The organism is Roseovarius litorisediminis, assembly GCF_900172295.1.
Classification (GTDB): Bacteria; Pseudomonadota; Alphaproteobacteria; order Rhodobacterales; family Rhodobacteraceae; genus Roseovarius; species Roseovarius litorisediminis.
Genome location: NZ_FWFL01000002.1, coordinates 232,822 through 246,104 on the forward strand (window position 1 = coordinate 232,822; position 13,283 = coordinate 246,104).

13 protein-coding genes are annotated in these 13,283 nt (G+C 56.7%); 4 read left to right on the forward strand and 9 right to left on the reverse strand.

Annotated elements, in window-relative coordinates:
- Positions 1–31: 31 nt before the first annotated feature.
- The 5 genes from PEL8287_RS04475 to PEL8287_RS04495 all read right to left on the reverse strand — a co-directional run bounded on the left by PEL8287_RS04475 (position 32) and on the right by PEL8287_RS04495 (position 6,216).
- Entirely contained in the window at positions 32–913 is an 882-nt protein-coding gene (locus tag PEL8287_RS04475; RefSeq protein WP_139837700.1) for a DMT family transporter, read from the reverse strand.
- Positions 903–2,978, reverse strand: a complete 2,076-nt coding sequence (locus PEL8287_RS04480) for an ABC transporter permease (protein WP_085891162.1) — start codon at positions 2,976–2,978, stop codon at positions 903–905. Before PEL8287_RS04480 ends, PEL8287_RS04475 begins: the two co-directional genes overlap by 11 nt.
- Positions 2,975–4,039: a quaternary amine ABC transporter ATP-binding protein gene (locus PEL8287_RS04485; protein WP_085891163.1), complete on the reverse strand. Its 1,065-nt coding sequence runs from the start codon at positions 4,037–4,039 to the stop codon at positions 2,975–2,977. Before PEL8287_RS04485 ends, PEL8287_RS04480 begins: the two co-directional genes overlap by 4 nt.
- 15 nt (positions 4,040–4,054) lie before the next feature.
- On the reverse strand, positions 4,055–5,005 hold the full coding sequence (locus PEL8287_RS04490) for an ABC transporter substrate-binding protein (protein ID WP_085891164.1): 951 nt from the start codon (positions 5,003–5,005) through the stop codon (positions 4,055–4,057).
- Between the two features lie 335 nt (positions 5,006–5,340).
- Positions 5,341–6,216: a zinc-ribbon domain-containing protein gene (locus tag PEL8287_RS04495; protein ID WP_085891165.1), complete on the reverse strand. Its 876-nt coding sequence runs from the start codon at positions 6,214–6,216 to the stop codon at positions 5,341–5,343.
- Positions 6,217–6,379: 163 nt separating this feature from the next.
- On the opposite strand from PEL8287_RS04495, the gene PEL8287_RS04500 reads away from it, so the two are divergent.
- From PEL8287_RS04500 to PEL8287_RS04515, 4 genes are read left to right on the forward strand one after another with little or no spacing between them, the layout of a single operon-like run.
- Positions 6,380–7,057 carry a cell division ATP-binding protein FtsE gene (locus PEL8287_RS04500; protein WP_085891482.1) on the forward strand — a complete coding sequence of 226 codons (678 nt, stop codon included), beginning with the start codon at positions 6,380–6,382 and terminating at the stop codon, positions 7,055–7,057.
- A gap of 8 nt (positions 7,058–7,065) precedes the next feature.
- The gene (locus tag PEL8287_RS04505; protein WP_085891166.1) at positions 7,066–7,959 is read left to right on the forward strand and encodes a cell division protein FtsX; all 894 of its coding nucleotides are present in this window, start codon (positions 7,066–7,068) and stop codon (positions 7,957–7,959) included.
- Positions 7,956–8,696: a lysophospholipid acyltransferase family protein gene (locus tag PEL8287_RS04510; protein ID WP_085891167.1), complete on the forward strand. Its 741-nt coding sequence runs from the start codon at positions 7,956–7,958 to the stop codon at positions 8,694–8,696. The genes PEL8287_RS04505 and PEL8287_RS04510 overlap by 4 nt, the downstream gene beginning before the upstream one ends.
- A complete protein-coding gene (locus PEL8287_RS04515; protein ID WP_085891168.1) occupies positions 8,683–9,285 on the forward strand; it encodes a pyridoxamine 5'-phosphate oxidase family protein in 603 nt (200 codons plus the stop codon). The genes PEL8287_RS04510 and PEL8287_RS04515 overlap by 14 nt, the downstream gene beginning before the upstream one ends.
- A 2-nt stretch (positions 9,286–9,287) precedes the next feature.
- Here the strand turns inward: PEL8287_RS04515 and lpdA are convergent, their stop codons facing one another.
- The 4 genes from lpdA to odhB form a co-directional block, all read right to left on the reverse strand.
- Positions 9,288–10,676, reverse strand: coding sequence for a dihydrolipoyl dehydrogenase (gene lpdA / locus PEL8287_RS04520; protein WP_085891169.1), 1,389 nt, complete (start codon positions 10,674–10,676; stop codon positions 9,288–9,290).
- 110 nt (positions 10,677–10,786) lie between these two features.
- Positions 10,787–11,197: an MAPEG family protein gene (locus PEL8287_RS04525; RefSeq protein ID WP_085891170.1), complete on the reverse strand. Its 411-nt coding sequence runs from the start codon at positions 11,195–11,197 to the stop codon at positions 10,787–10,789.
- 125 nt (positions 11,198–11,322) lie between these two features.
- Positions 11,323–11,673 (reverse strand): hypothetical protein, encoded by a 351-nt coding sequence (locus PEL8287_RS04530; protein WP_085891171.1) that lies wholly within the window; start codon positions 11,671–11,673, stop codon positions 11,323–11,325.
- 103 nt (positions 11,674–11,776) lie between these two features.
- Positions 11,777–13,282: a 2-oxoglutarate dehydrogenase complex dihydrolipoyllysine-residue succinyltransferase gene (gene odhB, locus PEL8287_RS04535; RefSeq protein WP_085891172.1), complete on the reverse strand. Its 1,506-nt coding sequence runs from the start codon at positions 13,280–13,282 to the stop codon at positions 11,777–11,779.
- Position 13,283 lies beyond the last annotated feature (1 nt).

The following is a 13,283-nucleotide window of genomic DNA, read 5'->3' on the forward strand; positions in this document are numbered from 1 at the left end:
CTCAAGGCGCCGCAAGGGCGCGATGAGAATGTCAGCCTGATATTTTTCGCATAGTGCCCGGTAATACTTCGGCCACAGCTGCCAGGAATATCATGCACGCGCCCGCGACCTGCTGGGGACCAAAGGGTTCATCCAGAAACAATGCACCGGTCAGCACTCCTGACAGGATTTCAGCGGTCAGCAGAAAGCTGATGACGGAAGGCGACAGGCGTTGTGCGCTCCAAAGTGTCAGCGCCATAATGGGCAGTACATATATTGCGCCAAAGACCGCACCGGTCGCCATGCCGTTGCCGGTGGACCCTCCGGATAGCGACGTACCGACACCAAGCCAGACAAAACAAAGACCGAAAAGGGTAGCGCTGATTGCAGTGACCATCGTCAACATTGTCGGGCTGGAACGTGTGCTGGTAAAAATAAGCGCAGCACCGGCTGCCCATGCCATGCCGGATAAAACCGCCAGAAGATCGCCCAGGCCAATGGCCGCCAGTGACACCTGCCCACCCAGTACAAGGTACGCCCCGCCAAGCGAGGCGGCAACGGTTAGGGTGGAGCTCCAATGCCAGCCGCGCCCCATAAAGACCCATTCGATGATCTTGCTCCAGGCGGGTGCAAGGTAGAACAACAGGATCACACGGACCACTTCGGACATGGTGATAGCTGTTGAATAGGTGGTGACAGCCACGCCCACCAACCCGGCGCCAAGGATTGCATGCAACCCGACCCGAAAAGAGGCCGGGCTAAACACCACCCAAATAAGCGCGGCCAGAAAAGCCCCACTGTTCATGGCGACCCCGCCCCATGATCCATCCAACCCGAGATGTTCCAGATAGCGGATCGGAATCCACCAGATACCCCAGAGGGCGGCGGCAAAAAACGCCAGCAAAACGGGTGTTAACGGATTTTCAGAGACCAAGTGCCTGCCGCCGCTCTTCCGCAAACCCCTGTACCAACCGGTCAGCGACCAGCGCGAGAATGGCCATGGCGGCACCCGAAGTTATCCCAAGACCCACATCGGCCCCGGCCAAAGCGCCATAGATCGACTGGCCCAGACCCGTTGTGCCGATAAGAGCTGCGATAACCAGCATGGCAAATGCATACAGGATCGTCTGGTTGAGCCCCAACAGGATGGTGGGGGCTGCGTATGGCGCGCGAACCTCGATCATTGTCTGCCATTCGGTAGCGCCGGACGATACCGCCGCTTCGATCAGTTCTTCCGGCGTGGTGACAAGACCGTGACGGGTGTAGCGGATCATCGGGACGATGGCATAGAGGCAGATGGCCAGAAAGGCCGAAAATTCACCTATCTGAAAGAACATCAAAACCGGAATAAGGAAAACGAAAAGCGGAATGGTCTGGAGCATGTCGCATATCGGTAGCACGACGCGCCAGGCCATTGGGCTGATGGCGCAGAGCAGGCCGATGGCACCGCCCAGCACAGCGCAGGTGATGACAGAGGCGCCGGACATATAGAGAGACAAAAGCGCCCTGTCCCAGAGGCCACTGATCAACACAAGGCCCAGCATCACAAAGGCAAATGTCGCCAATTTACGCCCACCGGACACCCATCCCAAAGCACCGGCGCCAACCAGTAGAAATGGCCATGGCAGATCAGACACGCCGGTTTCAATCACCCCGGCGATAATGACCAGAATGATCCCAAGCGCGACCCGCCCGCGCAGCGCAAGGACAAGGCCAGCGGCGGCTGCGACGGCAATGAATGCCGCCGACATGACCGGTGTCCACTGGAATCCCCAGGTGAAGGGAAGGACCGCCCCATCAAGCCCGATCCGTAGCGGCAACAGGGCATAGAACATCGCGCCATTCTTGATGCTGTCCAGGGCACCACCGTTTTGTTTCAAAAACCCTGTCAGGCTTTGATCCAACCACGAGGCCACCGGATCCAGAAGCGTGATGGAAGAGGGATTTGACAGCTTGCCCCAAAAGGCCAGCGCGGCCACTAGGCCAACGGCACCGATAGCCAGCGCTACACGCCCGTCATAACGGCTACGTTCGGTCGCCAGCTTTCCGCTATAGCGATCGATGATCATGGCAAAGACGACGATCACCAGACCGGCCATCAGGCTGGGGCCAAACTGCGCCTTGCGCATGGTCAACAATACCTCCCAGCCGATATCTTTGAACCCGCCGATCACGGCGGCGATGATCACCATGCTCAGTGCGGCCATGAGACACTGGTTTACGCCGACCATGATCTGGGTTTTGGCCGACGGAATCTCGATCAGGAAAAGTTGTTGCAGGCGGGTTCCGCCGCTCATTATAGCGGCCTCTTTGATGTCGGATTCAACCCGCTCAAGCCCAAGAATAACATTCCGGGCCATGGGGGGGGCGGCATAGATCGCGCTGGCAATCAGGCCTACCACAGGGCCAAACCCGAAAAGGAACAGCAAGGGGGTGAGGTAGGCGAAAGTCGGCACGGTCTGCATCACATCCAGCACAGTCTGGATGGCGTTTTTGAACTTGGGAAACTCGTTGGCCAGAATGCCGGTTGCACCACCGGTCAGCAGGGCCAGGGGTACCGAAACAGCCACCAGCGACAGGGTGCTCATGCTTTCCAGCCAATAGCCCGAGGCCAGAACAAAGATTAACCCGCCAAGGCCAAGGGCTGCCAAGGACAAGCCGCCTATGTACCAGCCCAGTGCTGTCACCAGTCCGATTGTCAGCGGCCATGGGACAAAGGTGAACAGGGCATGCGCCCAATCCATTGGATAGGCGAGACCCGCTGATATTATCCGCATCGCGGGTTTTATCAGACCCAAGAACCATGTGAGAGCCGACCCAATCCAATCCGAAGCGGGAATAGACCAGGCCGCGGGATATTTCACGAGCCATGGCAGCGTTGGCTCAAGTGCAACGCACAGCGCGCCGACAATCAGCGTGATCATCGCAGCGATACTGGCAGGACTTAGGCCAGCCAGCCTTCGCAAGGGCGCAGCCACGCTGTGATCTTCAACCATCATGTTTCTTCTGCTTGCAGTGCGGCAGCAAGATCCGCCGGATCCACTACGCCAATCATTTTACCGTCCTCCCCCCAGACCGGCACCGGGTCATAGCGTGAGATGCACGAGGCCAGCGCTGCCTCAAGTGTCATGTCCTGACGCAGGCCTGGATCATCGGGTGCCCTGTCCGCCGGGGCGCTGGCGCGCATGACCGAAGCAACGCGGGCATGGCGGCCCTTGGCGACGTCTTTGGAAAACTCTCGTACGTAATCATCGACCGGGTTCAGCACTATTTCGGTCGGAGTGCCGATCTGGACGATCTTGCCGTCGCGCATGATGGCAATCCGATCGGCGATTTTTAAAGCTTCGGCGATGTCATGTGTAATGAAGACAATGGATTTTTTAAGTGTTGCCTGAATGTTGATGAACTCGTCTTGCAACTGACGGCGAATAAGCGGATCGAGTGCCGAAAAAGGCTCGTCCAGAAACCAGATATCGGGGTTTACCGCCAAAGAACGGGCAATGCCCACACGCTGACGCTGGCCGCCTGACATTTCGCGTGGGAATGCCTCCTCGCGGCCTTTCAGGCCGACAAGTTCGATCACTTCAAGTGCACGTTTTGTTCGGTCGGTTTTGTTCTGGCCCTGCATCTTGAGAGGAAAGGCCACGTTTTCGGTTACAGTCATGTGCGGGAACAGGCCAAAATGCTGAAACACCATGCCCAGCTTACGGCGGCGTAGCTCGATCAGGCGGGCCTTGGATGCTTCGACAAGGTTTTCGCCCTCGATGCGGATTTCTCCGCCAGTGGCCTGCAGCAACTGTGATATACAGCGCACAATGGTGGATTTCCCCGAGCCTGACAGACCCATGATCACGAAAAGCTCGCCGGGGAGGACATCAAAACTAGCGTCCTGAACTGCTGGGATCAGTCCCTGGTCGCGCAGCTTTTGGGCGGCGGCGTTGCTGTCGCCGCCCGAACTGGCCAATGCTTCGGCCAGTTTTGATTTTGCGTTGGGGCCAAAGACCTGCCAGACATTCCGGCAGCTGATGGCTGGTTCGTCCGAACCTGTCTGAGAGGTCATTTTTTTGGGCCCGCTTTACTTGGTTGCCGCGTCGACAACCGGTTTCCACGTCGCTTCGTTCGCAGCCATCCAAGCTGCGACGGCTTCTTCAACTGACTGGCCATCAACGTCGATCTGCCCCATCAACGGCTGTTGATCTTCAACGGACATGGTATAATTTGTCAGGATTTCGGCGGCGGCGGGCCATTTATCAGCTAAACCCGACCAACTGGCTTTGAAGATTCGGGTGGGCGCAAAATCGCAGTCATTGACCGCATTGGGGTTGGGCCCCCAAGCCGGATCGTTGAAACATGCTTCTTCACCCACCGGCAGGTCAACGAATTTCACGTCATAAGCCGACATCGCCCAGTGTGGTTGCCAGAATGTGATTAGCAAAGGAGAGCCTTTTTCGGTCGACGCGCGCAATTCAGCAATCAACGCGCCTTCTGACCCGGCAGGTACTGCTTTGAATGGCAAATCCAGACCGGTCATGCGGTCGGCGCCCGGCGTACCCCAGTCAGCGGGGTAGTCTACCAAACGGCCAGCAGGAAGGGTTTCGGCGGTGGCAAATTTCTGGGCACAGTCTTTCAAGGCTTCCCATGCAGGCAGGCCGGGGCACATGTCAGCAACATGTGCGGGGTAGGCGATACCCTCTTTTGCATCAAGGCCCAGATCGCCCAGTTCGGTGACACCCCCAGCTTCGACCTGTTTGGCGTAGTCGTCTGACACATTCGAAGACCAGATCTCCAGGGCAGCATGTAGTTCGCCATCCGACATGGCCTGATACATATTCATATATCCTGCGGTGACATATTCCACTTTATAGCCGGCTGCTTTCAGCATTTCACCGGCCACATGTGTTGAAACGTGCTGGCCGGTCCATTCGTTGACCGCCAACTTGATAGGATCGTCGGTGGCGCCAAGGTCGGCGGCGTGCACCGAGCCCGTCAGGGATGCAAGCGCAAGCCCCAGATACGTTAATTTCATTTTTGTTCTCCCCTTTGTTTTTATTGACTGGTGAGTCAATATAATGTTCAAGCCTGTAGAGCAACTGGTTTGGTGAAACCAGTTGTCTGGCGTCTTGAACGAATGATGGCTCATTTCATTGCAAAAGAATACCATCAACCTTTCGGCACGCAGCAGGCTGTTCAAAGGCAGGGTTGATTGGGCATCTCAAAAGGTCACGCGTCACGGAATATGAAAATGGGCGCTTGTACCCGGCAGCCCATTCAAACCTCTGCGAACAAGCGCAAATGCCAGAATAAAATGGTTCCCGAGGTCTTGAACGTCAGAACCCGATCGCAGCGCAGTTACATCCAAGCCTAACTTGGAGGTGGTGATGCCATTGCATTGATCCAGTCAAAAACTCCACTAAAAAGTAAGTTCAATTGGGCGCGGAAGCCATTCATCATCTCAACAAATACTGACAGCGGGCCTTCCAGAGCAGGAACCGTCTGAGCGATTGTTGGAGCCAGAAGATAAATCAGAACAAGGATCAGAATTAGCGTAACGGACAACATGAAACCGCGTCTGAATCCACTTTTTTTGCTAGCGGCCACCTCGATTTCTTCCATCTCGTCATTTAAGATGTAGCCATCGTTTCTATTGGCGTCCGACGACAAAGAGGAATTTATCTCTTCGATATCCGGAAGCAGGTTGCGACGTGAATTCGGGTCAATCTCTTCATCGGATGACACTGCATCGTTGTCTTCAGCAACATCAGGCTGGGCGCGCGGCTGTGTCCTGCTTGAATCGTCCTGGCCGGAATGTCCTCCGGTCTCGGCTGATTGGCCGCCCAATCCAAGATCTGGCTGGGTTTCAATGCCACCACTTGCGTCGGTTCTACGGGCACTTTCCTCGCGTGCGGCCTCTTCTCTTAAAAGATCTGTGATCGCAGGATCTAGTTCACGGCGAGGTATGTTGGAAAATTTCTGTTCCTCGCTGGCTTCTTTTTCCGGCTCGGTTTCTGGCTCGGAAGGGCTGTCGGGCTCAATTTCCGCAGTCTTATCTTTCTGCGGTGCGTCCCAGTCCCGTTCAGCGACACTTTCCTTTTGGGTTTTGTGTTCAACGGCATGGTCAGGGTGATCCTGAAACCAAGTATCGCCGCAGTTAGAGCACTGCACATCCCGACCTGTTTCAGGGATGACCTCATCTGGTACTTCGTATTGCGCCCCGCAATTCGGGCAAATAAGCCTCATATCGTCACCTGCTGCCTGCCACCGTTGTAACCTCGGTATCTTTGAAAGGCAGCATAAGTGTTAAACATCAATCCGAAAAGAGCAAAGGAAATCCTGCCTGTAATGATTGCACATGTGTGTCCTCTAAGGCATTTAGGGATCAAATGTGCAAGTGAGGGCAGCCGTGATCGAGTTGGAAAACGTGGCCTATAGTTATGGCGGGGCCGAGTTGTTGAGTGACATTTCGCTCAATTTGCAACCGGGGTCGTTTCATTTTCTGACAGGGCCTTCGGGCTCGGGCAAGACAACGCTTTTGAAGTTGTGTTACGGGGCCCTTTTGCCGACAGCAGGGCAGGTACGCCTTTTTGATGCGGATGTCAGAGGCATGGAACGGGATGACATCGCCATGGTGCGCCGCCGGATCGGTGTAGTGCATCAGGATTGCCAGTTTCTGAACCATCTGTCGGTGTCGGACAATATCTCTCTACCCCTTATGGTTTCGGGACGCGATTTGTTGGCGGAAGGTCCGAATATGAAGGAACTGGCCAATTGGGTTGGGCTTTCGTCACGCATTGAAGCTTTGCCGCCCGAGTTGTCGGGTGGGGAACGCCAAAGAGCGGCTTTGGCGCGTGCGGTAATAATGTCACCGGATGTAGTGCTGGCGGATGAGCCGACCGGAAACGTCGACTGGGAAATGTCACAGCGTCTGCTGCGCTTGCTGGTAGAGTTGAACCGCATGGGTAAGACGATCATGATCGCAACCCACGACTTGGCGCTTATCAGGGCCGCAAAATCACAAGTGCAGGCGCGGGTTTTGCGGATTTCCAACAGGCAATTGCAATTGGCGGGGGCAGATCTTTGAATTTGGGTATGTTCAAACTGGTTGATTTTGTTGCAGGCGATGCGCAGGCAGACCGGGTAGTGCCACCGACAGGATTTACCGCGTCGCTGACTTTGTTCAGCGCTGCGGCAATGGGGTTTCTGGCGGTTTTTGCCTTGGCCTTATCGCTTGCCACGGGCCGTTTGGCGGATCGTTGGGGGGATGCGCTGGCGCGCAGTTCGACCGTTCGTATCTCTGCCCCACAAGGGCAGATTGACGCCCAGACCAAAGCGGCATTGAATGTGTTAGAGACCACAAGAGGCGTGGCGGCTGCCCGCGCACTTGCGGATGACGAACAACGAGCTTTGCTTGAACCTTGGTTTGGTCCCGATCTGCCTGTGGATACCCTGCCGATCCCGCAACTGATCGAAGTCATAGAAGATGACGACGGATTCGATACCGAAGGTCTGCGCCTGCGCCTTGCGGCCGAAGTGCCCGGGGCCATTCTGGATGATCATACCCGCTGGCGACGGCCTCTTGTGCGCGCGGCCTCGCGGTTGCGGCTTTTGGGTTGGTTGTCTTTGGTGCTGATCGGGGCAACGACCGCGGTGATGATTACGTTGGCCGCAAACGCGGCATTGGCTGCAAACACCCAGGTCATTTCGGTTCTTCGATTGGTGGGCGCAAGAGATAGCTATATCGCCCAAGCTTTTGTGCGACGGTTTACCCTGCGTGCTTTTGGTGGCGCGGCGATGGGCGTGATTGCCGGATCGGTCGCAATCCTTCTGTTGCCGTCGGCGCAGGCAGAGGGTGGCTTTCTGACCGGTCTTGGTTTTCAGGGGCTGAACTGGTTCTGGCCACTTACAATCCCCCTATTGGCCGCCGTTGTTGCCTTTGGTGCGACACAGGCGGCGGCGCGCAAAACACTGAAAGACATGCCATGAGATATGCGGTTCAATGGATAATGTCGCTGCTTTTTGTGGTGCAGATGTACCTTATGATGGTGGTGCTCGGTATCGTATTTTTTCCTTGGGCTGTTTTTAGTCGCAAGGGCGCGCTGACGGCCTGTAAGAGCTTTTGCAGATGGGTCAGGTGGACCGCCCGCTGGATGGTGGGCCTGCGCACAGAAGTCCGTGGAACACCGCCGACGGACGAAGTTCTTATTGCCGCGAAACACCAGTCTTTTCTGGATATAATCCTGATTTTCGGCGCGGTGCCCGCTGGCAAGTTTATCATGAAGCGTGAACTGATGTGGGCGCCGGTGATCGGGCAATATGCGCTAAAAATTGGCTGCGTACCAGTCAACCGGGGCAAGCGCAGTGCCGCGATCAAAAGGATGGTGACCGATGTCGCAAAAGGTGCACAAAAGCCCGGTCAGTTGATCATCTACCCACAAGGCACACGTATCGCACCTGGTGTGAAGGCACCTTACAAAGTCGGCTCGGGCGTTTTGTATGAACAGTTGGGTCAGGATTGCGTGCCGGTGGCAGCGAATGTCGGTGTGTTCTGGCCGCGACGGGGGATTTACCGCAAGCCGGGTCTGGCCGTTGTTGAGTTCTTGCCACGCATCAAAAAAGGCCAGACGAAGGATGTTTTCATGACGCAGTTGCAGGACGAGGTTGAGACGGCCTCGGATGCACTGATGCGCGAAGCGGGGTTTGATCCGGATGGAGTTTCTTGAAGATATTGCATCACTTGAGGCGCTTTACAGCACACCTGGTGCTGCCGCGATACGCAAGGTGGCAACAAGACTAACACCGCTTTACCGGCGCTGGATCATGACATCGCGGTTTTGTGTTGTATCCACAGTCGGCCCCGAAGGCACTGATGGCAGTCCGCGTGGCGACGATGGCCAGGTGGTTACCGAACTTGATGAACGAACGCTGGCGATGCCTGACTGGCGTGGAAATAACAGATTGGATTCGCTGCGTAATATCTTGAATGATGGGCGGATTTCTTTGATGTTTTTAGTGCCTGGCTCCAACACGATTGTAAGGGTGAATGGGCATGCAAAACTCACCGCTGATCCAGATTTACGTGCACGTTTCGAACACAAGGGGCGACAGCCAGCGACGGTGATCGTGATCGCGATTGCCGAGGTTTATACCCAATGCGCCCGTGCACCCATGCGGGCGGGACTTTGGACTCGCGACGACAGCGGCGCGCTGCCGACCGTGGGTGAGATTTTGGCCGAAGTCTCGGATGGTGAAGAAGGCGGCGCCGAGTATGACGCCGCCTGGAAAACAAGAGCCACCAAAACTCTTTGGTAAGTTCAGGCGTGAATAGCGCCGTCACCACAGGCAAGGGCCGCTTCGCGCACCGCTTCGGAGTAAGTGGGGTGGGCGTGACAGGTAAGGGCCAGATCCTGGGCTGATGCGCCAAATTCCATAGCCACACAAATCTCGTGGATCAGGTCGCCGGCGGCGGGGCCGATAATGTGGGCGCCAAGGATGCGGTCGGTTTCGGCGTCGGCCAGGATTTTGACAAACCCGTCGCCTGCGAACACGGCCTTGGCACGTCCGTTACCCATGAAAGAAAACTTGCCGACCTTATACTTACGTCCTTGTTCTTTTAGCGATTCTTCGGTTGCGCCCACATTCGAAACTTCGGGGTGTGTATAGATCACGCCGGGGATGACGCCGTAATTGACGTGGCCATGTTTGCCCGCCAGTACTTCGGCGCAGGCCATGCCTTCATCTTCGGCTTTGTGGGCCAACATGGGCCCGTCGATGGCATCGCCGATTGCGTAGATGCCTTTGACCGATGTTTGCCAGTGGTCGTCGGTTTCGATCTGACCGCGTTTGGAAAGGGTGACGCCAAGGCCCTCAAGACCCAGACCATCAGTATAAGGTTTGCGGCCTGTGGCGACGAGGACAACATCGGCGTCGAGGGTTGTGTCAGTGTCGTTCTTGCGCAGTTTGTAGTGCACTTTGGCCTTGGTTTTCATCGCCTCAACCGATTGCACGGCGGCGCCCATGACAAATTTAAGCCCCTGTTTTTTCAGCATTCTCTGGAAGGTTTTTTGCACTTCGCCATCCATGCCGGGGGTGATGGCATCAAGGAATTCGACAACAGTCACCTCAGAGCCCAGACGGGAATAGACGCTGCCCAGTTCAAGACCGATGACGCCTGCGCCGATAACGACCATTTTCTTGGGCACTTTGCCCAGTTCCAGCGCGCCGGTGGAAGTGACGACGACCTTTTCATCAACCTCAACGCCCGGCAGAGAGGAAGATTCAGAACCGGTGGCGATGATGATATTCTTGGCTTCGTGCACCACATCCCCGACCTTGACCTTGCCCGCCTCGGGGATCGAGCCCCAACCTTTGAGCCAGTCTACCTTGTTCTTTTTAAAAAGAAATTCAATGCCCTTGGTGTTCTGTCCAATGACGTCATCCTTGTAGGCGAGCATCTGTTTCCAGTCGACCGAAGGGGATTTGCCCTTGAGACCCATCTTGGCAAAATTATGCTCGGCCTCGTGCAGCATATGGCTGGCATGCAGCAGGGCCTTGGAGGGGATACAGCCGACGTTCAGGCAAGTGCCGCCAAGGGTTTCACGGCCCTCGACACAAGCGGTTTTCAGGCCAAGCTGGGCGCAGCGGATGGCGCTGACATAGCCGCCGGGGCCGGAACCGATGATGATAACGTCATATTGTGCCATGGGTATCTCCTATGGGGATTGAAACGTACGAAACGTACGCGAATTTCGTACGCGATTTGAAGGCTTTTCGAAAATGAGCGTACGTTTCGTACGTTTTGATGGGGTTTTGGTCATATCAGGGCGGCCACCAGCATGAGGGCGGTGGCGAGAAATCCGACAGACCAGATCACCGAGCGCCACGGCACAAGGCCAAAGAAATAGGCCGGCACATAGAGGACGCGCGCGGTGAGGTAAGTAAATGCACAGCCGGTTGTGAAAGATGTGGACTGACCCGAAACCGTAATCACCACACAGGCGATGGAAAACAGAATGAGCCCTTCAAAATGATTATTGAGCGCCCGGATAAGCCGACCGGTTTGTGGGCTGACCTGTTCGATCAGCGGCTTGCCAAGACGATGCGGATCGCGGGGCGACAGGGTTTTGGCGGTGCCCAGTTCCATGTTCGCAGGCACGGACATGAGCACGTACTGGACCACTTGCAAAAGGGCGGCGAGGGTGAGGGCGGTGAGTTCAGGGGTCATGTGTGCCTCTCGTCCCGGGCCTGACCCGGGACCTCCTTGTTGATCACGAGGCCCCGGCTCGGAGACCGGGGCGTAGGGTGCCGTCGGGTGAGGGCGGTGAGTTCGGGGGTCATGGTGTATAGGACCTAAAGAGAACGCAAATCGTCGCGCATGGCTTGTTTCAACTTTTCAGTTGTAGGTATCCTTTCTGGGCTACCGGGCTCTGAGTTTTTCCAAAGTTTAAGAAGATCAAAAACTTTGTTTGACGCGACAAGTTCTGCACGGAGTACCCAATGGCCAACGTCGAACAGGTTTTCACTTTTGATACCTTCCTGATCTTGCCGTTTCCAGGCCTCCAAAAGTCCGATGTAGGCCTCTTTGCGTTCCTCATAAATTTTCCGGCGATTATTTAACCTTGTAGTTAGCCAAAATTGAATGAGTGCCGACACAAGAGAGCCAATCCCAAACGCAGTAATATAAGGTAAAAATTCCTGCATTTATGAGCCCGTTCATTTTAAGAAATCACTCTCAATTTAGATGAGGCGGGCTGACGCCCGCCCTGCGCGGATGTGGTAGGCCGGGCTTTAGCCCGGCATCACCTCACAAATCCATCAACAACCGCCGCGGATCTTCCAATGCGTCCTTGACCCGCACGAGGAAGGTCACGGCGCCTTTGCCGTCGACGATGCGGTGGTCGTAGGAGAGGGCCAGATACATCATCGGGCGGGCGACGATTTCGCCGTTCACGACCATCGGGCGCTGCTGGATTTTGTGCATGCCCAGGATACCCGATTGCGGCGGGTTGAGGATGGGCGAGCTCATTAGTGAGCCGTAGACACCCCCGTTGGAGATGGTGAAGGTGCCGCCCTGCATTTCGGCCATGGAAAGCTTGCCGTCGCGGGCGCGCGCACCTTTTTCGGCGATGGCCTTTTCAATCGCGGCAAAGCTCATCTGGTCGGCGTCGCGGATCACCGGCACCACAAGACCCGTGGGCGTGCCAGCGGCGATGCCCATGTGGACGAAGTTTTTATAGACGACATCGGTGCCGTCGATTTCGGCGTTGACCTCGGGCACTTCTTTCAGGGCGTGGCAGCAGGCCTTGGTGAAGAAGGACATGAAGCCCAGTTTGACGCCGTGTTTCTTTTCGAACTCGGTTTTGTATTCGTTGCGCAGGGCCATCACCTCGGTCATGTCGACCTCGTTATAGGTGGTGAGCATGGCCGCGGTGTTCTGGCTTTCCTTGAGGCGGCGGGCGATGGTCTGGCGCAGGCGGGTCATTTTCACCCGTTCCTCGCGGCTGGCATCGTCGGCGCTGACCGGGGCACGCGGGGCCTGAGCGGCCGGTGCTGGCGCCGGGGCTGCGGCACTGCCTGCTGCTGCTGCCTTGGCAACGTCTTCTTTCATCACGCGGCCGTCGCGGCCGGTGCCGGTGACCGCATCTCGGCTGATGCCGGCCTCGGCCATGGCCTTTTTCGCCGAGGGCGCATCTTCGGTGTCTTTGCCGCCTGAGCTGACCGGAGCCGGGGCGTCTGCCGCCGGGGCGGACGCGGCGGGCGCGCCTTCGCCTGCGGACATCACGGCCAGTTTGCCGCCTGCCTGCACGGTGTCGCCTTCACCAGCGAGAATCTCAGTAAGTGTGCCAGAGGCAGGTGCGGGCACTTCGACCGAAACCTTGTCGGTTTCCAACTCGCACAGCATTTCATCCTGGGTGACGCTGTCGCCGGCCTTTTTGAACCAGGTGCTGACGGTTGCCTCGGTCACGGACTCGCCAAGGGTGGGCACCATGACATCGACGCTGCCGCCACCCGATGCGGCGGGTTTGGCGGTTGCTCCGGCAGGTTCGTCGGCGGCGGGGGCTGCGGCGCTGGCCCCTTCGTTGATTGTGGCCAACAGGGCGTTTACGCCGACAGTGTCGCCTTCGGCGGCGATGAGATCGCCCATGGTTCCGGCGGCAGGTGCGGGCACCTCGACCGTGACCTTGTCGGTTTCAAGCTCGCACAGCATTTCATCGGCGGCGACAGGATCGCCGGGTTTCTTGAACCATGTGGCAACCGTCGCTTCGGTGACAGATTCGCCAAGGGTGGGGACGCGGACTTCGGTTGTCATG